The sequence below is a fragment of the Tepidiforma bonchosmolovskayae genome, from assembly GCF_008838325.1.
Lineage (GTDB): Bacteria > Chloroflexota > Dehalococcoidia > Tepidiformales > Tepidiformaceae > Tepidiforma > Tepidiforma bonchosmolovskayae.
Genome location: NZ_CP042829.1, coordinates 797,599 through 820,137, shown reverse-complemented (window position 1 = coordinate 820,137; position 22,539 = coordinate 797,599). Strand labels below are relative to the sequence as shown.

At 70.4% G+C, this 22,539-nt stretch carries 27 protein-coding genes; 21 read left to right on the top strand and 6 right to left on the bottom strand.

Going from position 1 to position 22,539, the window contains the following annotated elements:
* Window position 1 precedes the first annotated feature (1 nt).
* The 15 genes from fliR (at window position 2) to flgL (ending at window position 12,961) form a co-directional block, all read left to right on the top strand.
* Window positions 2-781, top strand: coding sequence for a flagellar biosynthetic protein FliR (gene fliR / locus Tbon_RS04205; protein WP_158066456.1), 780 nt, complete (start codon window positions 2-4; stop codon window positions 779-781).
* Window positions 782-1,864, top strand: coding sequence for a flagellar biosynthesis protein FlhB (flhB, locus tag Tbon_RS04200; RefSeq protein ID WP_158066455.1), 1,083 nt, complete (start codon window positions 782-784; stop codon window positions 1,862-1,864).
* Window positions 1,861-3,975 (top strand): flagellar biosynthesis protein FlhA, encoded by a 2,115-nt coding sequence (flhA, locus tag Tbon_RS04195; protein ID WP_192498131.1) that lies wholly within the window; start codon window positions 1,861-1,863, stop codon window positions 3,973-3,975. Before flhB ends, flhA begins: the two co-directional genes overlap by 4 nt.
* Window positions 3,950-5,014 carry a flagellar biosynthesis protein FlhF gene (locus tag Tbon_RS04190; RefSeq protein ID WP_158066453.1) on the top strand — a complete coding sequence of 355 codons (1,065 nt, stop codon included), beginning with the start codon at window positions 3,950-3,952 and terminating at the stop codon, window positions 5,012-5,014. Before flhA ends, Tbon_RS04190 begins: the two co-directional genes overlap by 26 nt.
* 288 nt (window positions 5,015-5,302) lie before the next feature.
* Window positions 5,303-5,962, top strand: coding sequence for a flagellar brake protein (locus tag Tbon_RS04185; RefSeq protein WP_192498130.1), 660 nt, complete (start codon window positions 5,303-5,305; stop codon window positions 5,960-5,962).
* A complete protein-coding gene (locus Tbon_RS04180) occupies window positions 5,959-6,234 on the top strand; it encodes a hypothetical protein (protein ID WP_158066451.1) in 276 nt (91 codons plus the stop codon). Before Tbon_RS04185 ends, Tbon_RS04180 begins: the two co-directional genes overlap by 4 nt.
* Window positions 6,235-6,254: 20 nt before the next feature.
* Window positions 6,255-6,998 carry a FliA/WhiG family RNA polymerase sigma factor gene (locus Tbon_RS04175; protein WP_098503243.1) on the top strand — a complete coding sequence of 248 codons (744 nt, stop codon included), beginning with the start codon at window positions 6,255-6,257 and terminating at the stop codon, window positions 6,996-6,998.
* Window positions 6,999-7,013: 15 nt separating this feature from the next.
* Window positions 7,014-7,346 (top strand): hypothetical protein, encoded by a 333-nt coding sequence (locus Tbon_RS04170; RefSeq protein WP_158066450.1) that lies wholly within the window; start codon window positions 7,014-7,016, stop codon window positions 7,344-7,346.
* Window positions 7,343-7,975 (top strand): hypothetical protein, encoded by a 633-nt coding sequence (locus Tbon_RS04165; protein ID WP_158066449.1) that lies wholly within the window; start codon window positions 7,343-7,345, stop codon window positions 7,973-7,975. Before Tbon_RS04170 ends, Tbon_RS04165 begins: the two co-directional genes overlap by 4 nt.
* On the top strand, window positions 7,972-8,739 hold the full coding sequence (locus Tbon_RS04160; RefSeq protein WP_158066448.1) for a flagellar hook-basal body protein: 768 nt from the start codon (window positions 7,972-7,974) through the stop codon (window positions 8,737-8,739). The genes Tbon_RS04165 and Tbon_RS04160 overlap by 4 nt, the downstream gene beginning before the upstream one ends.
* Window positions 8,740-8,763: 24 nt before the next feature.
* A complete protein-coding gene (locus Tbon_RS04155; protein WP_158066447.1) occupies window positions 8,764-9,519 on the top strand; it encodes a flagellar hook-basal body protein in 756 nt (251 codons plus the stop codon).
* A gap of 23 nt (window positions 9,520-9,542) precedes the next feature.
* Window positions 9,543-9,860, top strand: a complete 318-nt coding sequence (flgM, locus tag Tbon_RS04150) for a flagellar biosynthesis anti-sigma factor FlgM (protein ID WP_158066446.1) — start codon at window positions 9,543-9,545, stop codon at window positions 9,858-9,860.
* Complete coding sequence (locus Tbon_RS04145) at window positions 9,857-10,333, top strand: flagellar protein FlgN (protein WP_158066445.1); 477 nt, start codon at window positions 9,857-9,859, stop codon at window positions 10,331-10,333. The genes flgM and Tbon_RS04145 overlap by 4 nt, the downstream gene beginning before the upstream one ends.
* Window positions 10,334-10,343: 10 nt before the next feature.
* Window positions 10,344-12,068 (top strand): flagellar hook-associated protein FlgK, encoded by a 1,725-nt coding sequence (flgK, locus tag Tbon_RS14355; RefSeq protein ID WP_158066444.1) that lies wholly within the window; start codon window positions 10,344-10,346, stop codon window positions 12,066-12,068.
* A 5-nt stretch (window positions 12,069-12,073) separates the two neighbouring features.
* Complete coding sequence (gene flgL, locus Tbon_RS04135; RefSeq protein WP_158066443.1) at window positions 12,074-12,961, top strand: flagellar hook-associated protein FlgL; 888 nt, start codon at window positions 12,074-12,076, stop codon at window positions 12,959-12,961.
* Between the two features lie 37 nt (window positions 12,962-12,998).
* On the opposite strand, the gene Tbon_RS04130 is transcribed toward flgL, so the two are convergent.
* From Tbon_RS04130 to Tbon_RS13740, 4 genes are all read right to left on the bottom strand, one after another.
* Window positions 12,999-13,805, bottom strand: a complete 807-nt coding sequence (locus Tbon_RS04130; protein WP_158066442.1) for an enoyl-CoA hydratase/isomerase family protein — start codon at window positions 13,803-13,805, stop codon at window positions 12,999-13,001.
* A gap of 64 nt (window positions 13,806-13,869) precedes the next feature.
* Entirely contained in the window at window positions 13,870-14,238 is a 369-nt protein-coding gene (locus tag Tbon_RS04125; protein WP_158066441.1) for a type II toxin-antitoxin system VapC family toxin, read from the bottom strand.
* Between the two features lie 48 nt (window positions 14,239-14,286).
* Window positions 14,287-14,544: a FitA-like ribbon-helix-helix domain-containing protein gene (locus Tbon_RS04120; RefSeq protein ID WP_158066440.1), complete on the bottom strand. Its 258-nt coding sequence runs from the start codon at window positions 14,542-14,544 to the stop codon at window positions 14,287-14,289.
* Between the two features lie 40 nt (window positions 14,545-14,584).
* A complete protein-coding gene (locus Tbon_RS13740; RefSeq protein WP_192498129.1) occupies window positions 14,585-14,992 on the bottom strand; it encodes a hypothetical protein in 408 nt (135 codons plus the stop codon).
* Window positions 14,993-15,114: 122 nt separating this feature from the next.
* Between Tbon_RS13740 and Tbon_RS04110 the strand changes: the two genes are divergently transcribed.
* Genes Tbon_RS04110 through Tbon_RS04100 form a run of 3 tightly spaced genes read left to right on the top strand, consistent with a single transcriptional unit; the run spans window position 15,115 to window position 17,510 of the window.
* Window positions 15,115-16,284, top strand: coding sequence for an acyl-CoA dehydrogenase (locus tag Tbon_RS04110; RefSeq protein WP_158066439.1), 1,170 nt, complete (start codon window positions 15,115-15,117; stop codon window positions 16,282-16,284).
* A gap of 37 nt (window positions 16,285-16,321) precedes the next feature.
* A complete protein-coding gene (locus tag Tbon_RS04105; protein WP_158066438.1) occupies window positions 16,322-16,897 on the top strand; it encodes a Uma2 family endonuclease in 576 nt (191 codons plus the stop codon).
* Window positions 16,898-16,934: 37 nt separating this feature from the next.
* Entirely contained in the window at window positions 16,935-17,510 is a 576-nt protein-coding gene (locus tag Tbon_RS04100; RefSeq protein WP_158066437.1) for a Uma2 family endonuclease, read from the top strand.
* 15 nt (window positions 17,511-17,525) lie between these two features.
* Here Tbon_RS04100 and Tbon_RS13735 read toward each other — a convergent pair whose 3' ends face one another.
* The gene (locus Tbon_RS13735) at window positions 17,526-18,071 is read right to left on the bottom strand and encodes a flavin reductase family protein (protein ID WP_192498128.1); all 546 of its coding nucleotides are present in this window, start codon (window positions 18,069-18,071) and stop codon (window positions 17,526-17,528) included.
* Window positions 18,072-18,249: 178 nt separating this feature from the next.
* Here Tbon_RS13735 and Tbon_RS04090 point away from each other — a divergent pair, with 178 nt between their 5' ends.
* Genes Tbon_RS04090 through Tbon_RS04080 form a run of 3 tightly spaced genes read left to right on the top strand, consistent with a single transcriptional unit; the run spans window position 18,250 to window position 21,174 of the window.
* Window positions 18,250-19,266, top strand: coding sequence for an ABC transporter substrate-binding protein (locus Tbon_RS04090; protein ID WP_158066435.1), 1,017 nt, complete (start codon window positions 18,250-18,252; stop codon window positions 19,264-19,266).
* 46 nt (window positions 19,267-19,312) lie between these two features.
* Complete coding sequence (locus Tbon_RS04085) at window positions 19,313-20,344, top strand: FecCD family ABC transporter permease (RefSeq protein ID WP_192498127.1); 1,032 nt, start codon at window positions 19,313-19,315, stop codon at window positions 20,342-20,344.
* Window positions 20,341-21,174 carry an ABC transporter ATP-binding protein gene (locus Tbon_RS04080; protein ID WP_158066433.1) on the top strand — a complete coding sequence of 278 codons (834 nt, stop codon included), beginning with the start codon at window positions 20,341-20,343 and terminating at the stop codon, window positions 21,172-21,174. Before Tbon_RS04085 ends, Tbon_RS04080 begins: the two co-directional genes overlap by 4 nt.
* Here Tbon_RS04080 and Tbon_RS04075 read toward each other — a convergent pair.
* Complete coding sequence (locus tag Tbon_RS04075; RefSeq protein WP_158066432.1) at window positions 21,134-22,435, bottom strand: lipopolysaccharide biosynthesis protein; 1,302 nt, start codon at window positions 22,433-22,435, stop codon at window positions 21,134-21,136. The genes Tbon_RS04080 and Tbon_RS04075 overlap by 41 nt on opposite strands.
* Window positions 22,436-22,539 lie beyond the last annotated feature (104 nt).

The window sequence follows — 22,539 nt, the reverse complement described above, 5'->3', positions numbered from 1 at the left end:
CATGCAGCTCGACCTCTCCCCCGAGGCCACCTACACCTTCCTCCTCATCCTGGTCCGCGCCTCGAGCATGCTCGTCTCGTCGCCGCTCCTCTCCCACCGCGGCATCCCGGCCCAGGCGAAGATCGGCTTCGCGGTCTTCACCGCCCTCGTCCTGGCGCCCATCACGAAGCTCCCCGGCGGCCAGGCCCCCGACACCCTCGGCCGCCTCGTCGATGACGTCCTCCGCGAAGCGCTCTTCGGCCTCGGCCTCGGCCTCTCCATGAACATGGTCGTCATCGGCCTCCAGATGGCCTCCCGCATCATCGGTCTCCAGGTCGGCTTCGGCCTCGGCGCCGTCTTCGACCCCATCACCGGCACCGAATTCGGCGTCTTCGACCAGTTCTACTCCCTCCTCGTCACCCTCGTGTTCTTCGCCATCAACGGCCACCACCTCGTCATCCAGTCCCTCGCCGAGACCCTCCAGGCCGTTCCTCCCGGCACCTTTGACCCCTTCAGCCTCTCCCCGTCCGGCATCACATCCCTCGTCGCCGGCCTCACCGTCACCGCCATCCGGATCGCTATGCCCGTCATGGCCGCCCTCCTCCTCACCGACGTCGGCATGGGCATCGTCGCCCGCACCGTCCCCCAGGTGCAGATCCTCATCGTCGGCGCACCGGTCAAAATCGGCGTCGGCGTCCTCGTCCTCGCCGCCGCCCTCCCCGTCACCATGCAGCTCATGAACGGCGTCTTCGGCGCTTCCCTCGCCGGCTCCAGCCGCGTCCTCCTCGGAGGTGCCCCCTAGATGGCCGGCGAACGGACCGAAGCGCCAACCCCAAAACGCCTGCGCGATGCCCGGCGGCAGGGTGACGTCGCCCATAGCGACGAAGTCGTCTCCATCGGCGTCCTCCTCCTCGCCGTCATGGCCCTCAAGCTCCTCGGCCCCCAGCTCTGGAACGAACTCGCAGCCATCCTCGCGCAGGACCTCGGCCATCCCGTCCCCGAACTGACCCGCGAATCCGCCCAGCAGCTCGCCCGCGACTCCGCCTGGCAGATGGTCCGCGCCCTCCTGCCGCTCCTCGGCATCCTCGCCGTCGCCGCCGTCGCCCTCAACGTCGTGCAGACCGGCCCGCTCCTCTCCGGCAGCCGCCTGAAGCCCCAGCTCAGCCGCGTCAACCCCGGTGCCGGCCTCAAGCGCATCTTCTCCTTCGACGGCCTCTTCCGCCTCGCCAAATCCCTCCTCAAGTTCGTCATTGTCGCCGTCGTTGTCGGCTTCACCCTCCGCGGCCAGCTCAGTGACCTCGCCGGCCTCGGCGCACTCAGCGTCGGCGCCGCCACCGCGAAGCTCGCCGCCCTCGGCTTCGATATCGCCTTCCGGGCCGCCGGTGTCCTCTTCCTCCTCGCCCTCGCCGATTACGCCTGGCAGCGCCGCCAGCACCTCAAGCGCCTCCGCATGACCAAACACGAGGTGCAGCAGGAGCTGAAGGAAACCGACGGCGACCCGCAGATCAAGGCCGCCATCCGCCGCCGGCGCCAGCAGCTCCTCAATCGGATGATCGCGGCCGTCAAAACCGCCGACGTCGTCGTCACCAACCCCACCCACTACGCCGTCGCGCTCAAGTACGACGCCGTCTCCATGCCCGCCCCCATGGTCGTCGCCAAGGGCCAGGACTACCTCGCCCTCCGCATCCGCGACGTCGCCCGCGAGGCCGGCGTCCCCGTGCTCGAAGAGCCGCCCCTCGCCCGCGCTCTCCACGCCAGCGTCCAGGTCGGCCAGTACATCCCCGCCAGCCTCTTCCACGCTGTCGCCGAAGTTCTCGCGTGGGTCTACGCCCTCCGCGCCCGCGCGGGCCGCCGCACCAATCCCGCTCAAGGAGCCGCCCGGTGACCGTCCAGGCCCAGCCCCGCCCCGCCAGCGCCGGCCTCGGCCGCCTCCTCGGCCAGACCGACATCCTCCTCGCCGTCGGCCTCATCACCATCGTCGGGATGATGATCATCCCGCTCCCGCCGGCCCTCCTCGATGTCCTCCTGACCATTAACCTGGCGGTCTCGGTCGTCATCCTCCTCGTTGCCATCTACACCGAAGAGCCGCTCAAGTTCTCCGTCTTCCCCTCCCTCCTCCTCATCACCACCCTCTACCGCCTCGCCCTCAACGTCTCCACCTCCCGCCTCATCCTCCTCCACGGCGATGCCGGCGAAGTCGTCCACTCCTTCGGCAGCTTCGTCGTCGGCGGCAACCTCGTCGTCGGTCTCGTGGTCTTCCTCATCCTCGTGGTCATCCAGTTCGTCGTCATCACGAACGGTGCCGGCCGCGTCGCCGAGGTCGCCGCCCGCTTCACCCTCGATGCCATGCCCGGCAAGCAGATGGCCATCGATGCCGACCTCAACGCCGGCCTGATCAACGAAGCCGAAGCCCGCGAGCGCCGCAAAGCCATCGGCCAGGAGGCCGACTTCTACGGGGCGATGGACGGCGCCTCCAAGTTCGTGAAAGGCGACGCCATCGCCGGCATCGTCATCATCCTCGTCAACATCATCGGCGGCCTCTCCATCGGCATCCTCCAGCAGGGCGTCGGCCCCGCCGAAGCCCTCAACCTCTACGCAAAGCTCACCGTCGGCGACGGCCTCGTCTCCCAGCTGCCCGCCCTCCTCATCTCCACGGCCACCGGCATCATCGTCACCCGCGCCGCCGGCGAAACGAACCTCGGCTCCCAGGTCTTCTCCCAGGTCACCGCGCAGTCCCGGCCGATGTACGTCGCCGCCGCCATGCTCGCCCTCTTCGCCGCCATGCCCGGACTTCCCCGCCTCCCCTTCCTCATGGTCGCGGCAGCCATCGGCGCCGGCGGCTACCTCATCGACCGCTCCAGGCGCCAGGCCGAGCTTGCCGCGCTCGCCGCCCGCCCCGAACCGATCCCTGAGCCCGAGCAGCTCGGCCCCCAGCAGGTCATCCAGATGATGACCGTCGACCCCCTCGAAATCGAAGTCGGCTACGGCCTCATCCCCATCGTCGACGAACAGGCCGGCGGCACCCTCCTCCGCCGCATCACCCAGATCCGCCGCCAGCTCGCCCTCGAGCTCGGCATCGTCCTCCCCACCGTCCGCGTGCGCGATAACCTCGGCCTCGCCCCCAACGCCTACGTCGTCAAGCTCCGCGGCGTCGAAATCGCCCGCGGCGCCCTCCAGCCGGGCCACTACCTCGCCATGGACCCTGGCACCGCCGAGGGCGACATCCCCGGCATCGAAACCGTCGAGCCCGCCTTCGGCCTCCCCGCCCGCTGGATCACCCCCGCCTACCGGGAGCGGGCCGAGCTCCTCGGCTACACCGTCGTCGACGCCGAGTCCGTCCTCGCCACCCACCTCACCGAGCTCGTCCGCCGCTTCGCCCCCGACCTCCTCAGCCGCCAGGATGTCCAGGACCTCCTCGAAAACCTCCGCAAGGAGTACCCGGCCCTCGTCGACGACCTCATCCCCTCCACCCTCACGGTCGGCGAAGTCCAGGAAGTCCTCCAGAACCTCCTCGCCGAGCGCGTCTCCATCCGCGACCTCGTCACCATCTGCGAAACCCTCGCCACCCACGCCCGGGTCACCCGCGATATCGACCTCCTCACCGAGTACGCCCGCGCCGCGCTCGCCCGCCAGATCAGCCGCCAGTACGCCGACGAATCCGGCACCATCCGGGTCATCACCGTCGGCCCCCGCACCGAAGAGGAGATCGCGGCCAGCATCCAGCAGACCGACCGCGGCAGCCAGGTCGCCATGCCCCCCTGGCAGGTCCAGCGCCTCATCGGCGTCGTCGCCGCAGAGGTCGAGCGCGTCGCCAGCTCCGGCCGCGAACCGATCATCCTCTGCTCCTCCCGCATCCGGCTCGCCCTCCGCCGCCTGCTCGAACGGCGCCTCCCGAACGTCGTCGTCCTCTCCTTCGCCGAAATCACGCCCCAAACCCAGGTCGAAGCCATCGGCAACATCGAGGTGAACGTTGGAAACGAAGCGCTTCATCGGTAACGACACCACGCGCCTCTTCGCCCGGATTCGCCGCGAACTCGGGCCCGATGCCGTCATCCTCTCCACCCGCTCCCTCCGCCGCGAGGGCGCGCCGCCGCTCGTCGAGATCATCGCGGCCCCGCCCGAAGCGCCGGCCGAGGCTCTCCCGCTCCACCTCCAGCAGGCCGTGCTCGAAGAAACGCTCCGCCGCGTCGAGACCGCCCCCGGCGTCACCGTCGCCGACCTCGAAGCCCTCGCCGCCGCCGAAGCTCCGCCCCCGGCCCCCGAGCCCCGCTTCCGCCCCGCCGCCCCGGCCGCCCTCCCCGCCCGCGAGGAGTCGCTCCTCGCCGCCTTCGAAGCCTTGGGCTGGGATGCCCCTGCCGCCCGCCGCGTCCTCGAAGCAGCGCCCGGGGCCCGCTCCCCGGCCGAGGCAGTCGAAGCCTGGCTCGCCGGCGCCCCCGCCACCTACCCGCCGGAAGGCACTACCGCCCTCATCTCCATCCAGGGCGCCGAGGGCTCCGGCCGGACCACCGCCCTCCTCAAGATGGCGCTCGACTGCGCCGATGCCGGTCGCCCCGCCGTCCTCGTCGCCGCCGATTCCGCCCGCGCCGGGGCCCACGATGCCATCCGCGCCTGCGCCGATGCCCTCGGCCTCCCCTGCAGCGAAGTCTTTGCCCCCGGCGACCTCGTCCGCACGGTCACCCGCGCCCCGCGCGGCGCCTGCCTCTTCGTCGATTGCCCCGCAGGTCCCTGGGCGCCGCCCCCCATCCCCGGCGCCGCCCACTTCGCCTACCTAGCCATCCCCGCCCACTGGCAGCCCGCCGCAGTCCGGCCTGCCATCGAAGGGCTCCTGCTGGCCCGCTTCGCCGGCGCCGTCCTCACCGGCACCGACCTCGCCCCCTCCCTCGCCGGCGCCCTCGAACTGCTCGCAGAAACCGGCCTCGGCCTCGCCTTCCTCTCCGCCGGCCGCGATATCGCCGCCGGGATCGTCGTCGCCGAGCCCGCAGCCCTCGCCGCCGGCCTCTTCCCCGCACCTGCCGACCTCGCCGCCATCGCCTGAGCGGCTCCGGGTCGCGCCGGCGCGGGTTCAGGGAGTTCCCCGGCCCCCGCACGGGAGCCCGCCGATGCACCGCCGTCCCCTGCCCGGCAACCATGAAACCACCCGGACTGCCACGCGGCCGTCACCGCCGGAAACCCCGGCCGCGGTCGCACCGGGCCTATCTTCGAAGGTAAACGGGAGCCATGACGCCGTATCCGTGCCGCTTCACACGCGCATCAGGGCTCTCCATCACCCCATCACGGGAGAAGTCGAATGGGCGCCCCAGCCCCGCGGCCTAAGAATCCATTTATGGCCCAGGGTCTCCTCCCCGGCACTGCCCTCCGCATCGAAGTCTCCGCCCGCGATGGCGACGAGAGTTACGCCACCCGCATCGAAGACGTCGACGGAGAGCACGTCGCCATCCTCGTGCCCATGCGCGGGCTCAAGCCCCGCCCCCTTCCGGTCGGCACCCTCGTCCGCGCCGCCTACATCTTCCGCAACAAGCGCTGGCGCTTCGTCACCGAGGTCGCCGGCCACAGCGAGGACGGGGCCTGGGAGTACCTCCGCCTCCCGGCCTTTATCGACTGCCACGAGCGCCGCCGCAACTACCGCCTCCAGGTCGCCATCAAGCCCTCCCGCATCTACCGCCTCGTCGTCCCGTCCGGCGACGAACCCGAGACCGAAGTCGAAATCGACGGCACCATCGTCGACCTCTCCGAAGGCGGCTGCTGCATCGCCTCGAAAGCGTTCGCCATGCCCGGCGAGCGCCTCGGCCTCGAAGCCACCCTCCCCGAGGCCGGCGACATCGCCGTCCGCGCCCGCGTCGTCTTCGTCCGCGAACCCGAGCGGGGCTACCGCATGCGCCGCATCCACTGCGAGTTCCTCGACATGCCCCGCGCGCAGCGCGACCTGATCGCCCGCTACCTCATGCGCCGCCAGCTTGAGATGCGCCGGAGGGGCCAGCTGTGAACGCCATCCCGCCCTTCACTATCGCCCGCTACGGCGTCTACGCCGCCCTCGCTATGGCGATCGCGGCAGCCTGGCTCGGCACCCGCGCCGGCTATCCCTTCGACCAGGCCCTCATGCGCGCCATCTTCACCTTCGTCCTCGTCACCGCCGTCGCCTTCGGCGCCGAGGCCGTCATCCTGACCAGCCCGCCGAAGGCGCCGCCGCCGCAACCCCCTGCCGACCCCGCCGAATCCGGCAGCAACACCTCCGACAACCCGGCGCCCGACGCCTGACCCCCTGAGGAGCCGCATCCATGGCCACCGCACGAGCCTCCAGCGCACCCCTCTTCGAAGACCGCGAAGCCGCCATCCGCCAGTACGCGCCGCTCGTGAAGTACGTCGTCGGCCGCCTCGCCATCGGCCTCCCCGCCATCCTCGATTACGAAGACATCCTCTCCTACGGCACCATCGGCCTCATCGAGGCCCTCGACCGCTTCGACGGCTCCAAGGGCGTCAAGTTCGAAACCTACGCCATCTCCCGCATCCGCGGCGCCATCATCGATGCCCTCCGCTCCCTCGACCGGCTTCCCCGCTCCGTCCGCCAGAAAGCCCGCAGGCTCGAGCAGATTCACACCGAGTTCGAGCGCGAGCACGGCCGCGAACCCACCGACGAGGAGGCCGCAGCGCTCATGGGCCTCACCCTCGAGCAGTACAACCAGGCCCTCATCGATGCCAGCTGGGTGACCGTCTCCCTCGATGGCCTCCTCGACCGCGACAACAACGAAGACGGCACCGCGCCGACCGAGCTCCCCGCCGATCCGAACGAAGAGGACTTCACTGAACGCCTCGAAAAGCGCCAGCTCCTCGATGCCCTCACCGCCGCCATCAAGACCCTCCCCGAGCGCGAGTGGCTCATCATCAGCCTCTACTACCGCGACGAAATGACCATGAAAGAGATCGCCCAGATCCTCGACATCTCCGAGTCGCGCGTCTGCCAGCTCCACGGCCGCGCCCTCGGCCGCCTGCGCGCCCGCCTCGCCCGCGAGCGCAACCCCTAGCACCCGGAGGCCGCCATGACCGACGTCATCGCCCTGCTCGCCATCTCCCAGCTCGTCACCCTCGGCGCCCTCTTCTACCTCTACCTCCAGGTCCAGCAGCTCCGCGGCGGCGCCCGCGCCATCCGCCACCGAACGCCCTCCGCGGCCGAGACCGCCCCCGCACCCGGCATCCCCGTCCGCGGCCCCGGCGCCGCCCGCGCTGCCCGCGCCTACGCCGCCGCGCCCCGCCCGGCCCTCGACCAGCTCCGCGCCGGCGCCCGTGTCGATGTCGCCGAGCTCGCCCGCCGCATGCACCGCAGCGAAGAGGAGGTTCGCCTCCTCCTCCGCCGCCAGGGGATCGCGTCATGACCCGCCGCGCGGCCGTCCTCGCCGCGGCCCTCCTCGCCGCCCTGCTCGCCGCCCTGATCGCCGCGCTCCTTCCCCTCGCCGGGGCCGGCGCCAACGGCGTGCCCCAGCTCGTCAAGCTCACCTACCTCGACGGCATCTCCAACTTCGGCCCCCGCAACGCCGAGGGCGTCCTCGAATTCTCCTTCTCCGAGGCCTACGCCCGCGTCGACGTGAAGAACCTCCCGCCCGTCGAGGGCTACGTCTACGAAGGCTGGCTCACCGGCGGCAAAGCGGCCCCCTTCCGCGTCGGTACGATTCGCACCGGCGCAGACGGCATCGGCGTCCTCGACACCCGCCTCCAGGGCCTCACCTCCTACGACTACCGCCTCTTCGTGGTCGCCGCCCGGCCCGCCGGCGCACCCGAGGGCCAGTTCCCTGCCACGCTCTCCATCGCCGGCCGCTTCGAAGTCATCCGCGACGACGGCTCCTCGCCCGGCGACGTCCGCCCCGGAACCCTCCCCGATACCGGCGAGGCGCCCGGCCCCTCCACCGTCCAGCGCGCCGCCCGCACCGCCTTCACCATGCTTGCCGTCGGCGGCATCGCGTTCGTCGCCCTGCGCATCACCTTCGCCCGGAGGAACTCCGCATGATCAAGGGCCTCTACTCCGCCTTCACCGCCATGGAAGCCGCCTGGCGCTACCAGGATGTCCTCGCCAACAACATCGCCAACGCCAATACGGTCGGCTTCAAGCGCGAAATCGCCTCCCTCGCACCCCTCGGCGACGTCCCCATCGCCCAGCAGGCGCCTGTCCCCGCGCCCCTCTCCGCCCGCATCCAGGCGGTCGTCGGCCAGGTCGGCACCGGCAAGTTCGTCGCCGACTTTGTCACCGACTTCCAGCAGGGCATGCTCCGCCAGACCGGCCTCGAACTCGACCTCGCCCTCTCCGCCGGCTTCTTCACCATCCGCGACGAGGCCGGCAACGTCTTCTACACCCGCGACGGCCGTTTCCAGCGCGACGCCGCCGGCAGCCTCGTCACCTCGGCCGGCTACTACGTCCTCGGTGACGACGGCCAGCCCATCACCCTGCCGCCCGGGCCCGTGACCATCACCGCCGACGGCACGATCCAGGACGAGAACGGCGCCGAAGTGGCCCGCCTCCGCATCCGTGACTTCGCCCCCCTTCAGCTCGCCCGCGCCGGCGAAGCCTACTTCCGCCCCGTCGACGATGCGGAGGGCGTGCCGCCCGCCGACCCCGGCCTCCGCCAGGGCTTCCTCGAATCCTCGAACGCCAACCTCGTCGAAGAGCTGACCTCGCTCCTCGCCGTCCAGCGCGTCTACCAGGCCAGCCAGGCCGTCCTCGCCCGCCTCGATACCACGCTCGACCAGGCCTCCGGCGAGCTTGGCCGCCTCTAACCCGACCGAAGGGAGTCGCCCGCCATGCCCACCATCCTCGCCGCAGCCGCCAGCGGCCTCGTGCACAACCAGGACATCCTCGATACCGTCGCCCACAACCTCGCCAACGCCAACACCAGCGGCTTCAAGGCCTTCCGTGCCCTCCACCAGGGCCTGCCCGATGCCGCCGCCACCGCTGACAGCGGCCGCCTCGGCGTGGCCGTCACCACCCGCGACCTCCTCCTCACCCCCGCCGCGGTCATCGCCAGCGATTCGCCCCTCCACGCGGCCCTCCAGGACGACGCCTTCTTTGTCATCCGCGGCGAAGCCGGCGAACCGGTCTACACCCGCTACGGCGGCTTCCTCCTCGACGGCAAAGGCACCCTCGTCGATTTCGCCGGCCGCATCGTCCCCGGCGAAAACGGGGACCCGATCCGCCTCCCTGCCGGCTGGTCCGCCGCCGCCATCGACAGCAACGGCGTCGTCTCCGCCCTCGACGAAAACGGCGAGCGCCAGGAGCTCGGCCGCATCCGCGTGGCACGGTTTGCCAACCCCCAGGGCCTCGAAGCGCTCGGCGACGGCCTCTACCGCCCGACCGCGAACAGCGGCGAACCGCAGGTCGCGTCACCCGGGGATGAGGGTTTTGCCCCATTGCGGCCCGGCACGCTCGAAAGCTCCAATGTGGACGTGGCCCAGGAATTCGTCAGCATGATCGTCGCCCAGCGCGCCTACAGCGCCTGCGCAAAGACCTTCGCCGTTGGCGACGCCATGCTGGAGCTCGCCACCCGCATCACCCGCTAGCCCACCCCGCCAGGAGGCACCCCATGGCACGCATCGACGGTCTCAACCTCGGCGGAACCCACCTCAACCCTGCCGGCGGCCCCGGCGCCGCCGGCCAGGCCGCACAATCCGGCAGCGCCCAGGGCGCTAACGGCGCGCGCGCCGCCCACGATGTCCTCACCCTCTCGCCCCGCGGCCGCATCGTCGCCGAGGCCGCCCGCGCCGTCGCCGAAGCCCGCGACGTCCGCGCCGAGAAGGTCGCTGCCCTCAAGGCCGCCATCGCCAGCGGAACCTACTCCTCCAACGCCCGCGAAATCGCCGCCCGGCTCCTCGCCGACGGCATCGCCGGGGACCTCCCGTGAGCACTGCCGCCCTCGGCCGCATCCTCGACCTCCTGGCCGAGGAGGAGCGCCTGCTCGGCGAGCTCATCACGCTCGCCCGCGAAAAGCAGCAGGCGCTCATCGCCTCCGAGTACCCGCGTATCGAAGCCGTCAGCCACCGGATGCTCGAAACCGTCCGCCAGGTCGAAACCCGCGAAGCCGAGCGGATGAAGCTCCTTGGAACGCTGGCCGCCCCCTGCGAAACCCTCGATGACCTCGTAGCCCTTGCCGAGGACCACGGTGTGACCGGCTTCGAAGTAGCCCGCGACCGCCTCCTCGAGCGCGCCCGCGAACTGCGCGAGGCCCAGGAAGCCAACGCCCGCCTCGTCCTCGGCGCCATCCGCCTCCGCGACCGCTGGGCCGCGATCCTCTCCGGCCACCTCGCCCCGACCTACGGGCCCGCCGGCCAGACCACCCTCCAGGAAGGCAGCGGCTTCGTCTCGCGAAGCGCCTAGAGGTACGCCTATGGCCCTCTCCATCGGCCTCGATACCGCTGTCAAAGCCCTCCGGGCGCACCAGCTCGCCGTCGACGTCGCCGCCCACAACATCGCCAACGCCCAGACCCCCGGCTTCTCCCGCCAGCGCGTCCTCCTCCGCCCCATCGGCCTCGAAGGCGCCGCCTGGTCCGCCCGCGACAGCCTTCTCGGCAAGCCCGGCTTCGGCGTCGACGCCCGCGACGTCCAGCGTATCCGCGACGCATTCATCGACTACCAGGCCCGCCAGGCGCTCTCCTCCCGCGGCCAGCACTCCGCCTTCGCCGCCCCGCTCCGCAACGCCGAGACCATCTTCAACGACCCTTCCGACGACGGCATCTCCGCCCTCCTCGCCCGTTTCTGGGCCGCCTGGCACGACGTCGTCAACGAACCCGAGTCCTCCGCGGCCCGCACCGCGCTCGTCCACGCCACTCAGACCTTCACCCTCCGGCTCCAGGCCGCGCAGTCCGAACTCGACCTCCAGCGCCGCAACCTCAACCAGCTCGTCTCCTCTGCCGCCGACGAAATCAACGCCTTCGCCCGCGAGATCGCCGCCCTCAACCTCCAGATCAAACAGGTCGAACTCAACGGCGACCGCGCCAACGACCTCCGCGACCGCCGCGACGTCCTCCTCGATAAGCTCTCCGAGGTCGCCAGCGTCCAGTACTCCGAAGCCCAGACCGGCGAAGTCACCGTCTACCTCGGCTCCCACGAACTCGTCTTCGGAGCAACTGCCCGCACCATCGTCGCTGGCCCCGACCCCGGCGACCCGACCATGACGAAGCTCACCTGGCAGAACGACGGCTTCGACGTCGTCGCCGGCGGCGGGAAGCTCAAGGGCATCCTCGATGCCCGCGACCAGGCCCTCCCCGACCTCCAGCGCAAGCTCGACGCTTTCGCCGTCGGCCTCATCAACGGCGTCAACACCCTCCATCGCCAGGGCTACGGCCTCGATAACTCCACCGGGCTCGATTTCCTCCAGGGCACCGGTGCCGGCGATATCCGCCTCAACCCTGTGCTCGCCGCCAACCCCCACAGGATCGCCACCGCTGCCGCCCCGAACTCCCCCGGCGACGCCTCCATCGCCCTCCAGATCGCCAGCCTCGAACTCCGCCCCAACATGGTCGCCGGCGCCCCCGCTACCCACCTCGTCACCGGCGAAACCCTCAGCCCCGGCGTCACCCTCGTCGGCCTCCAGGTCGCTCAGGGCCTCCAGCCCGGCACCTACACCATCGTCGAAAACCCGCCTTCCTCAGGTACGCTCGAACTCCAGTACGACGGCAACCCCATCGGCACCTACAACAGCGCCAACATCTCTGCGCCCGGCGGAACCATCCAGTTCACCAGCGGCTCCGACGTCGTCGCGACCCTCTACGTCGCCGTCACCGGCACCTACACCGCTCCCCAGCAGGTCGCCGACCTCACCGCCCCCGGCAACAACGCCATCCGCGTAGAAGTCGCCCCCGGCGACTTCTACGGCAACCTCGTTTCCGTCCTCGGGGCCGATGTCAACCGCGCCCTCGGCAACGAACAATCTGCCGGCCTCCTCGTCGACCACCTCGACGCAACGCGCCAGGCAACCCACGGCGTCAACATCGACGAGGAAGTCACGAACCTCCAGGCCGCCCAGCACGCCTACAACGCCGCCGCCCGCGTCATCACCGTCATCGACGACATGCTCGATACCCTCATCAACCGCACCGGCGCCACGAGGTAGCCCCCATGCGACTCAGCGAACAGGCCCGCGTCCACCGCCAGGTTTCCTACCTCACCGATGCCGCCGACCGCATGGACCGCGTCCAGCGCCAGCTCGCCACCAACCGCCGCATCGACCGCGCCAGCGATGACCCGTCCGGCGCCGCCCTCGCCATGCAGTACCGGAAGTCCATCGCCTTCGAAGCCCAGATGCGCCGCAACCTCGAGAATGGCACCGCCTTCCTCAACGTCACCGAAGCCGCCCTCTCCGGCGCCACCGACCTCCTCCAGCGCGTCCGCGAACTCACCGTCCAGGCCGCCAACGATACCCTCGGCGTCAGCGAGCGCCAGAACATCGCCGCCGAGGTCAACCAGATCATCGAACAGCTCGCCCAGGTCGCCAACACCAGCTTCGGCGGCGTCTACATCTTCAGCGGCCACAAAACCACCACCCCCGCCTACGCCGTCGGCGGCACCCCGCCCGCGGCCATCACCTGGCAGGGCGACAACGGCGAACGCCTCCGCCGCGTCTCCACCCGCGACGTCGTCCCCGTCAACATCATCGGCGACCAGGTCTTCGGCAACCTCTTCGACCGTCTCATCCAGCTCCGCGACGCCCTCCAGTCCGGCGCCCCGGGCGCTCAGGTCCGCCCCTACATCGCCGATATCGACAGCGGCCTCGAGCGCGTCCTCAACGCCCGCGCCGAAGTCGGCGCCCGCCTCAACCGCTTCGAAGCCACGACCTCCCGCTCCGAAGAGACCGACACCAACCTCCAGGAGCTCCGCGCCGGCGTCGAAGACGTCGACATCGCCGAGACGATCGTCCGCTTCACCGCCGCTCAGAACGCCCTCGAAGCCGCCCTCGGGGCCATCGGCCGCACGGCCAACCTCTCCCTCCTCAACTTCCTCCGCTGACCGCCGCCCGGCAGCCCTCCCCGTCCAGCCGCCCCGTTCAGTACCCCTTGAACTGCGGCTCCCGCTTCTCCACAAACGCCCGCGGACCCTCCCGGGCATCCTCCGTCGACTGGGCGATGAACATCGCCATCTGCGCCATGTCCAGGTGCTCGTCGAACGAAATGTTCGCCGACCGGTACACCAGCTTCTTCGAAAGCTGCACCGCCACCCCCGGCCCCTTCGCAATCTGGCGTGCATACTCCTTCACCCGCGGCAGCAGCTCCTCCGGCTCGTACACCGCGAGCACATACCCCATCTCCAGCGCTTCCTGCGCCGTGATCATCCGCCCCGTCCAGATCAAGTCCAGCGCTCGCTGCACCCCAATCACCCGCGGCAGCGTGTACGCTCCCCCATCCCCCGGCACCAGCCCCATTCGCACATAGGTCATCCCCATCCGCGCCGTCGTCGCCGCAAAGCGGATATCGGCCATCGTCGCCATGTCCATCCCCGCGCCGGCCGCCGCCCCGTTGATCGCCGCGATGTACGGCTTCTCGAGCTGGATGAGCGCCCGCGGAATCGGATGCACACGGTCGCGCAGGCTGTGCCGCCGGTCCGCCACCGTCGCCTGCGTTCGAAGCACGCCGTGACCGCCGGCCTCGGCCGCCACGTTCATCCCGCTGCAGAATCCGCGGCCCGCCCCGGTGATGATAATCGCCCCAACCCCGCGGTCCTGGTCCGCCCGCCGGATCGCATCCGCCCACTCCGCCAGCATCTGGTCGTCGAACGCATTCAGCCGCTCCGGCTTGTTCAGCGTAATCGTCGCGACGCCGTCCTCGACGTCGTACAGGATCGCCTCGTACTCCATGGACACAGCTCCGCGGCAGGGTGTGCGCGCATTCTACGCGCAGCTCCGCCAGCGGTCCCGCGCCTCAGCCCTGCCCCGCAAGGAAGACCTCGGGGTGGGTCGCTGTGCCTGGGAACTCGTTCAGGAGCTCCCGGTCGAATGTAACGAGCGGTGCTCCGGTCTCCCGGGCGACCTGCACATACGCGAGGTCATAGGAGGTGCAGCTGCTCTGGGCGGGCAGCTCCGCTACCGCGCGGTAGGAGGGACGAAACGACGCGACGGCGCGCGCCGCCAGGTCATAGGCATCCACGAGGCCCTCGGCGCTGATCAGTCCGCGCCGCAGGTACCCCGCAGCGGCGTTCAAAAACTCCAGCCGCCCGATCGGCGCAGCCACCCACCCGGCGTCGAGCGAGCGCACGCGGACGGCGAGTGCATTTGCGGTTCGCTCTGCCACCGGGAGCAGGAGACACGCGATGAGGGAGGCGTCGGCGACAATCACTCCTCACGCCCGCCCGCTGCGAATCCAGCCCGCGACGTCATCAGATGTCGGCAGCTCCTGCTCCCCTGCGCTGTCACGCCAGCGTTCGCGCGCGGCCTCGATAGCGACCGCGAGCTCGTCGGCAGGACCGGGAGGTGCCTGGCAGGCGGATTCCAGCAGCGCCAGCACCTCCTCGTTGAGGCTCCTCCGGTTTCGCCGTGCGCGTTCCTTCAGCGCTGCGTGGAGGTCTTCGGGTATGTTGCGGATGGTGACGTTCGCCATCGTACTTCCAGTATGCCATCGTTCCGCATGGGCTGTGCCCCTACCGCCCCGCCGCGAACACCCGGATCGCCTCCAGCACCCGCCACATCTCCCGGTCCCGCTCCAGCGGCAGCAGCGGCTCCGCCACCTGCACCCCCGCGAACGCCTCCACCACCTCCCGGTGGTCGTCGATCACGAAATCCGGCCACACCGGGATTCCCAGCTCCCGCAGCCGGTTGTGGTGGTCCGTCAGCGGCTTCCAGAAGCAGTCCGCCACATGCTCGTGCAGCGAAAACCGCCGCACTACCTCCCATCGGGGGCCCATCCCGCTCCACAGGTAGACCGTATGCCCGTCCGCGCGCAGCTCCTCGAACACCTCCCGCACGCCCGGCCGGAGCTTCACGTCCCACGTGATTATCGTGTTGTCCACGTCGAAGAACACGTTCAGCCGCCGCGCCGGTTCGCCCACGCGCCTCGCCCCCCGGAAATCGATGCAACCTCCGCATCCTACCCGATTCGCTCACGGGCGCCAGCCGCTACCGTGCGGTAAGCTGAAACCGCACTACGAGCTCCCGAGGAGGTTCGCACCCCATGGAATTCAAGTTCACCGCTGAACACGAAGCCCTCCGCAAGGAAGTGCGCGACTTCCTCGCAGAAGCCCTCCCCAACCGCGGCGTCGGCCCCGTCCGGCCCACCTCCCAGGAGAACTGGGAAGAGCAGCTCGCTTTCAACAAAAAGCTGGCGAAGAAGGGCTGGATCGCCCCCGCCTGGCCGAAGGAGTACGGCGGCCTCGGCTGGAGCCACATCAAGCAGATGATCTTCAGCGAAGAGCTCGCCTACGCCGGCGCCCCCGACGGCGGCCGCGTTTTCAACGTCGGCATGATCGGCCCCACCCTCATCGTCCACGGCACCCCCGAGCAGAAAGCCGAACACCTCCCCCGCATCACCAACGCCGAAGTCACCTGGTGCCAGGGCTACTCCGAACCCGGCGCCGGCTCCGACCTCGCCTCCCTCCAGACCCGCGCCGTCCGCGACGGTGACGACTACGTCGTCAACGGCCAGAAGATCTGGACCACCGGCGCCCACCACGCCGATTGGTGCTTCCTCCTCGTCCGCACCGACCCCGACGCACCGAAGCACAAGGGCATCTCCTTCCTCCTCGTCGACATGAAGACGCCGGGCATCACCGTCCGCCCGCTCATCAACATGGCCGGCTACCACGAATTCAACGAAGTCTTCTTCGAAGACGTCCGCGTGCCGGTCCGCAACCGCGTCGGCGAGGAGAACCGCGGCTGGTACGTCGCCATGACCCTGCTCGACTTCGAGCGCTCCAACGTCGCCTCCATCGCTGCCAACCAGCGGCAGCTCGAACTCCTCATGCAGCTCTGGCGCGAACGCCGCTCCGGCGAAGCCTACCGCGACATCCTCCGCCACCGCATCGCCGACCTCTGGGTCGCGAATGAGGTCGGCCGCATGCTCGCCTACCGCATCGCCTGGATGCAGGAGGCCGGTCGTATCCCCAACTACGAAGCCTCCGTCATCAAGGTCTTCGCCACCGAGCTTGCCCAGCGCATTACGAACTTCGGCGTCAACCTCTTCGGGCCTGCCGGCGCCCTCGAGCCCGACTCGAAGTACGCCGTCGCGAACGGCGTCTTCGAAAAAGGCCACCTCGTCAACGTCGCGCCGACCATCTACAGCGGCTCGAGCGAAATCCAGCGCAACATCATCGCCCAGCGCGGCCTCGGCCTCCCGCGCGACTGACCGGCCCGGCATTTGCGCCCGCTGGTATCATGGCGGCATGAGCGCCCAGCCCGGCCCGGTGCCGGCCCTGCTCACGGCCGACGAATTCTGGCAGCTTCCTGACCCGCCCCACGGCGGCCGGCTCGAACTGGTCGAAGGGAGGGTCATCGAGCACATGCCCGTCGGGCGCCGCCACGGGAGGATCGCCGCCCGCATCGTCGCGGAACTCCATTCCCTCGTCTCCCGGAACGGACTCGGCGAGGTGCACACCGAGGTCGGGTATCGCCTCGCCCGCGACCCCGACACCGTCGTCGCCCCCGATGTCGCCTTCCTCGACCGCGACCGCCTGCACGAAGCAGCCCAGGACCGCTACGTCGAAGGTGCCCCGACCCTCGCGATCGAAATCATGTCGCCCGAAGACCGCGAAGCCGACGTCGCCCGCAAAATCCAGGCCTACCTCGATGCCGGCGCCAGCCGCGTCTGGATCGTCCGGCCGCGCAACCGCACCATCACGGTCCACCGGCCCGGCGGCGATGCCCACACGTACACCGAGCGCGACAACCTCGTGAGCGACGACGCCGCCTTTGCCGTCCCCGGCTTCGAACTCCCCCTCGCCGCCCTCTTCGCCGACTGACCGGCCCGGCCTTTGCGCCCGCTGGTATCATGGCGGCATGAGCGCCCAGCCCGGCCCGGTGCCGGCCCTGCTCACGGCCGACGAATTCTGGCAGCTTCCTGACCCGCCCCACGGCGGCCGGCTCGAACTGGTCGAAGGGAGGGTCATCGAGCACATGCCCGTCGGAGAACGCCACGGCGCCATCGCTGCGGAGCTCGCGCTCGCGCTCGGTTCGTTCGTCAAGCGCCACCACCTCGGCAGGCTCGATCTCGAAACCGGTTACCGCGTTGCCCGCAATCCCGACACGGTGCTCGCGCCAGACCTCGCCTTCCGGGCCGCCGACCGCATCCAGGGCCCGCCCTCCGACCGCTACGTCGACGGCGCCCCGACCCTCGCGATCGAAATCATGTCGCCCGAAGACCGCGAAGCCGACGTCGCCCGCAAGATCCAGGCTTACCTCGATGCCGGCGCCAGCCGCGTCTGGATCGTCCGGCCGCGCAACCGCACCATCACGGTCCACCGGCCCGGCGGCGATGCCCACACCTACACCGAGCGCGACACCCTCGCGAGCGACGACGCCGCCTTCCCCGTCCCCGGCTTCGAACTCCCCCTCGCCGCCCTCTTCGCCGACTGACCGGCCCGGCCTCCGCTACCCGCCGTACTCCCAGCCCAGGTCCCGCTCGATCAGCATCTCTCCCGGCCGCAGCCGCTCCCCGTCCACGCACTCGCCGATGACGAGCGTGTGGTCCCCCACTTCGACGAACTGCACGGCGTTGCACGCAATCCACCCCAGCGCCTGGTCGAGCACCGGGCAGCCGTTGTCGTGCAGCCCGTAGGGGATGCCCGCCAGCTTGTCGATGACCTGCGCCGCCATCGCCTCCGACCGGCCCCGCACCTTCTTCGCCTCCGACGGCATCACCACCTTTCGCGCGATCGTGATGCCGTCCTTCTCGTGCAGCAGGTTCACCGTGAAGACCCGTGTCTCCCGGATGAACCGCAGCGTTCGCGCATCATTCTCAATCGAAACCGCCAGCAGCCGCGGCTTGAACGATACCTGCATCACCCAGTCCGCCAGCATCGCGTTCAGCGTCCCGTCCGCAGCCCGCGAACCGATGACATGCACGCCGTACGAAAGCGCTAGGAGCGCTTTCTCAACGCCGGAGAGCTCTTTCGGCGAACCCGGCAGCGAGGGCAATTGGGGATGGGACACGGTCGCAGCTCCGCAGGTGAAGTCGCTCCCATCGTGACACACCCGCCTCCATCGCGCAGTGAGCCGCCGCCCCGTCTTTTCGCACACGTGACCGAAGACCAAGGCTCGGTATACTGGTCCAAAGTTCTCCGCCAAGCCGCGAATCAGGAAGGTCTCAGCAGAAATGAAAGTTTCACTCCGCCGTCTCCTCCTGCTCGGCGCAGCCGCAACGGTTGCCGCCTCCGCCCTCGTCGTCGCTGCCTGCGGCGGCGACGATGACGACCAGGGCACCCCGGCGCCAACTGCCCCGGCCGGCCAGACCGCCACCGCGGCGCCTGCCTCCCCCTCGCCGGCAGCCGCTTACCCCGTCACCGTCACCGATATGCTCGGGCGCAAGGTCGAGATTAAAGCCGAGCCGAAGACCATCGTCGCCGTCAGCCCGACCGCCGTCGAGCTCGTCTACGCAGCCGGCAAGACCGTCGCCGGCCGCCCGTCGAGTGCCAACTACCCGCCTGAGGCCCAGTCGGCGCAGGCCGTCGGCACCGCCTACCAGCCGAACCTCGAGGCTGTCCTCGCCCTCAAGCCCGACCTCGTCATCGCCGACTCCGTGATCCACGCGCAGCCCGCCCTCCGCCAGCCGCTCGAAGGGCTCCCCGTTCCTGTCATCTTCGCCGGCGCCAACAGCTACCAGCAGGTCCTCGATGCCCTCCGCCTCGTCGGCAAGGCGCTCAACGCCACCGCAGCCACCGATAAGGTCATCGCCGATATCGAGCAGTCCCTCGCCAACGCAAAGAAGGCCGTGGCCGGCAAGAACATCACCGCCGTCGCCATCCTCTCCGACCGCGACCAGACCCTCTACGCTGCCAAGAGCACCAGCTACACCGGCGACATCCTCAAGGAGCTCGGCATCAAGAACCCCGCCGACGCCCTCCCCGATGCCGGTCCCTTCCCCGGCTACGCGACCATTGCCCCCGAGAAGATGATCGAGTTCAACCCCGACTACATCTTCGCCATCACCCCGGCGCCCCCGCCGGCTCCGCGCCTCGCCAGCCTGATCCCGACCATCCCGCCCTTCCGCGGCCTCAAGGCCGTCACCAGTAACCACGTCATCGACGCCGACGTCGAGCTCTTCGTCCAGGCGCCCGGCCCGCGCGTCAAGCTGGCCCTCGACGCTGTGGCGAAGGCCGTCGGCGGGCAGTAGTCCCGCGCCGCTGGCGGCTCAGCCGTCGCCCCGTACCATGGCGAACATGGCCGCCGAAACCGCTGCACCAGCCGGGAGCGTCCCATCGAGGGCGCTCCCCCGCGGCGCGTGGCGGCCGTTCGCCATCCTCCTCCTCGGCCTTGCGGTCCTCGCCGCCGCCGGCTACGCCAGCCTCATGTTCGGCGCTGTCCGGCTCTCCCCCGGCGAAGTCTGGTCCGGGCTCACCTCCCCCGAGGACGTCTTCGCCCGCAACGTCGTCTGGCAGATCCGCTATCCCCGCCTCCTCGACGCCATGATCGTCGGCGCCGGCCTTGCCGTATCCGGCGCCCTCCTCCAGGGCGTCACCCGCAACCCCCTCGCCGACCCCACCATCCTCGGCGTCACCGCCGCCTGCGGGCTCGCCAGCGCCAGCCTCATCGTCTGCGACCCCCAGTCGCCCCAGTGGGCTATCGCCGCCGCCTGCGTCGCCGGCGGCCTCGTCGGCGCCGGCGTCCTCTACGTCATCGCCTGGCGCGGCGCCGTCTCGCCCCTCCGCCTCACCCTCGCCGGCGTCGCCCTCTCCGCCTTCTTCGGCGCCGCCATTGTCGGGCTCCTCGCCTCCTCCCGCACCTTCCTCCAGACGAGCCTCGGCTTCCTCGCTGGCGGCCTCTACGGCTCCGAATGGCGCGACCTCTGGGCCGCCCTGCCCTGGTTCGCCGGCGGCCTGGCGGCTGCTGTGCTCCTCGCCGGCCGCCTCAACATCCTCGCCCTCGGCGACGACGTCGCTGCCGGCCTCGGCCTCCTCACCGACCGCACCCGCCTCATGGTCCTCGCGGTCGTCGGCATCCTGACCGCCGCCGCGGTCTCCATCGCCGGTCTGGTCAGCTTCGTCGGCCTCGTCTGCCCCCACATCGCCCGCTACACCGTCGGCAGCGACAACCGCCTCGTCATCCCCTTCAGCGCTCTCTACGGCGCCATCCTCGTCGTGCTCGCCGACCTCGGCGCCCGCCTCATCATCCAGCCCGCCGAAGTTCCCATGGGCATCATCACCGCAGCCATCGGCGCCCCCTTCCTCCTCTACCTGGTCCGCTTCCGATGAACCTCACGGTCGACCACCTCACCCTCGCCCACGGCCACCGCGTCGTCGTCCACGACGTTTCCTTCACCGTCGAAGCCGGCGAAATGGTTGCCATCCTCGGTCCGAACGGCTCCGGCAAGAGCACCCTCCTCCGCGGTATGGCCCGCCTCCACCCGCCCCGCGCCGGCCGCGTCCTCCTCGATGGCCGGGACATTCGCGCGATGAACTCCCGCCACGTCGCCCGCGTCCTCGCCATCCTCCCCCAGGCGCCCGCCGGCGGCCTCGACCTTACCGTCCGCGAACTCGCCTTCCGCGGCCGCTACCCCCACCAGGGCCTCCTCCAGCGCGTCACCCGTCGCGATATCGACGCCGTCGAATGGGCCCTCGATGCCACCGATTCCCTCCACCTTGCCGACCGTCCCCTCGCCGCACTCTCCGGCGGCGAACGCCAGCGCGCCTGGATCGCCATGGCCCTCGCCCAGGAGCCGCGCATCCTCCTCCTCGACGAGCCCACCACCTTCCTCGACGTCGCCCACCAGGTCGAGGTCATGCACCTCCTCCGCCGCCTCAACGCCCGCGGCATCACCATCGTCGCCGTTCTCCACGACCTCGCCCTCGCCGGCCGCTTCACCTCCCGCATCATCGCCCTGCGCGAGGGCCGCCTCGCCTTCGACGGCCCGCCTTCGGCCGTCCTCCAGCCCGAGGCCCTCGAACGCGTTTTCGGCGTCCCGATGCTCGTCCTGGCCGACCCCGATACCGGGCTCCCCATCCCCATCCCCCGGCCCGACCCCGCCCTCTGCCCCGCCGCGCCTACCCCTGCGCCCGCACAAGCCCGGCCCGGAGCCGGCTGAGCAGCGCCCGGTAGTCCTCCAGCTCCGCGCGCCCGAACCCGAAAATCCCCGCCGGCCCGATCCGCTCCTGCCGCATGAAAACCGTCAGCCCCCCGAGAATCGCCAGGCTGTACGCCAGCGCGCTCGCTAGCGCCGCGCCATCGACGCCCATCCGCGGCACCAGCGTGAACGCGAAGGCCATGTCGAGCACGAGCCCTGCCCCGGCAACCACCGCCGATACCCACGGCATCCCCCGCTGGTATGTGTAGAACCCCGAGAACGACTGCGCCAGCCCGTACAGCAGCACCCCGGGCAGGATGAACCGCAGCGCCGACCCCATGCCGTCGTACTTCGGGAACACCACCGCCTCAATCGCCCACGACGCCGCAAACAGCCCCGCGCAGATCACCCCGAGCAGCACCACCGTGTGCCGCATCACCCGCGCCGTGAGCGCTGCCGCCTCCGGCCGCGAGAGCGACCCCACCCGCGCGTATGTCGCAAGCGCCAGCGAACCGCTCACCTGCCACACCGACTCCGCGAGATAGACCGCCAGCGAGTAGACCGCCACGCCCTCTTCCCCCTCGAAATGCCGCACCACGAACAGGTCGGCCCGGTAGTTCAGGTACGAAATCCCGCTCGCGATGCCCGCCAGCAGCGAAAACCGCCCGATGGCGGCCAGCATCGCACCCTCCAGCCGCGCGTTCCGCGCACCTGCCCCCCCGCCCGAGACCAGCAGCAGCGCGACCGCCGCCCACCAGCCTGCGGCGTACGCCCAGAGCGCCGCGTCGGGCGTCCGCTGACCCAGCACGAAGAACGTCGCTGCAATCCCCGCCAGTGCGAACAGCGGCGGGCACACCAGCGCCAGGTTGTACCGGATGAAGGCCTCCCGGCCCAGGAACACCCCGGCCACCACACCGTTCACCACCACCGCCGCGCACGCCGCCCCGACCGCCAGCGCCTCCTGCCGCGCCTCCCCCGCGAACCACCAGCCCGCGAGCAGCCCCCCGGCGACGGCCGCCGCCCCCAGGCCGCCCCCCAGCACCCCGCCGTTCGCCAGCGCCATCCCCGGCGGCCGGCGCTGGTTCGCCACCTGGTAGGCCGTAGCCGCCGTCAGGCCGCCCGTCGCCGCGTTCACGATGCCCACGAACGTCAGGCCCAGCACGAACCGCCCGTAGTCGCCCTTCTCCAGCTCGTACGAGCACAGCCCCACCAGCCCGAGCGCGACGACCAGGTTCAGCCCCCGGAAGAACAGGGCGACGATGCCCCCGAACGCGATCGACATCGCCCCCATGGTAGGGCGGCCCGGCCAACCGGCGAACCGCCGCTCCCCGGCAAAGCGAAACGGCGCCCGCATCACTGCGGGCGCCGTACAGGTGGCCTCAGTTC

What these genes read in the sequence shown, in the direction of transcription:
- fliR (WP_158066456.1), top strand. Translation starts at nt 2, where the DNA reads ATGCAGCTCGACCTCTCCCCCGAGGCCACCTACACCTTCCTCCTCATC.
- Tbon_RS04105 (WP_158066438.1), top strand. Translation starts at nt 16,322, where the DNA reads ATGAGCGCCCAGCCCGGCCCGGTGCCGGCCCTGCTCACGGCCGACGAA.
- Tbon_RS04085 (WP_192498127.1), top strand. Translation starts at nt 19,313, where the DNA reads ATGGCCGCCGAAACCGCTGCACCAGCCGGGAGCGTCCCATCGAGGGCG.
- Tbon_RS04175 (WP_098503243.1), top strand. Translation starts at nt 6,255, where the DNA reads ATGGCCACCGCACGAGCCTCCAGCGCACCCCTCTTCGAAGACCGCGAA.
- flhB (WP_158066455.1), top strand. Translation starts at nt 782, where the DNA reads ATGGCCGGCGAACGGACCGAAGCGCCAACCCCAAAACGCCTGCGCGAT.
- flgM (WP_158066446.1), top strand. Translation starts at nt 9,543, where the DNA reads ATGGCACGCATCGACGGTCTCAACCTCGGCGGAACCCACCTCAACCCT.
- Tbon_RS04170 (WP_158066450.1), top strand. Translation starts at nt 7,014, where the DNA reads ATGACCGACGTCATCGCCCTGCTCGCCATCTCCCAGCTCGTCACCCTC.
- flgK (WP_158066444.1), top strand. Translation starts at nt 10,344, where the DNA reads ATGGCCCTCTCCATCGGCCTCGATACCGCTGTCAAAGCCCTCCGGGCG.
- Tbon_RS04130 (WP_158066442.1), bottom strand. Translation starts at nt 13,805, where the DNA reads ATGGAGTACGAGGCGATCCTGTACGACGTCGAGGACGGCGTCGCGACG.
- Tbon_RS04100 (WP_158066437.1), top strand. Translation starts at nt 16,935, where the DNA reads ATGAGCGCCCAGCCCGGCCCGGTGCCGGCCCTGCTCACGGCCGACGAA.
- Tbon_RS04185 (WP_192498130.1), top strand. Translation starts at nt 5,303, where the DNA reads ATGGCCCAGGGTCTCCTCCCCGGCACTGCCCTCCGCATCGAAGTCTCC.
- Tbon_RS04165 (WP_158066449.1), top strand. Translation starts at nt 7,343, where the DNA reads ATGACCCGCCGCGCGGCCGTCCTCGCCGCGGCCCTCCTCGCCGCCCTG.
- Tbon_RS04120 (WP_158066440.1), bottom strand. Translation starts at nt 14,544, where the DNA reads ATGGCGAACGTCACCATCCGCAACATACCCGAAGACCTCCACGCAGCG.
- Tbon_RS04090 (WP_158066435.1), top strand. Translation starts at nt 18,250, where the DNA reads ATGAAAGTTTCACTCCGCCGTCTCCTCCTGCTCGGCGCAGCCGCAACG.
- Tbon_RS04075 (WP_158066432.1), bottom strand. Translation starts at nt 22,435, where the DNA reads ATGTCGATCGCGTTCGGGGGCATCGTCGCCCTGTTCTTCCGGGGGCTG.
- Tbon_RS04080 (WP_158066433.1), top strand. Translation starts at nt 20,341, where the DNA reads ATGAACCTCACGGTCGACCACCTCACCCTCGCCCACGGCCACCGCGTC.
- Tbon_RS04160 (WP_158066448.1), top strand. Translation starts at nt 7,972, where the DNA reads ATGATCAAGGGCCTCTACTCCGCCTTCACCGCCATGGAAGCCGCCTGG.
- flgL (WP_158066443.1), top strand. Translation starts at nt 12,074, where the DNA reads ATGCGACTCAGCGAACAGGCCCGCGTCCACCGCCAGGTTTCCTACCTC.
- Tbon_RS04155 (WP_158066447.1), top strand. Translation starts at nt 8,764, where the DNA reads ATGCCCACCATCCTCGCCGCAGCCGCCAGCGGCCTCGTGCACAACCAG.
- Tbon_RS04110 (WP_158066439.1), top strand. Translation starts at nt 15,115, where the DNA reads ATGGAATTCAAGTTCACCGCTGAACACGAAGCCCTCCGCAAGGAAGTG.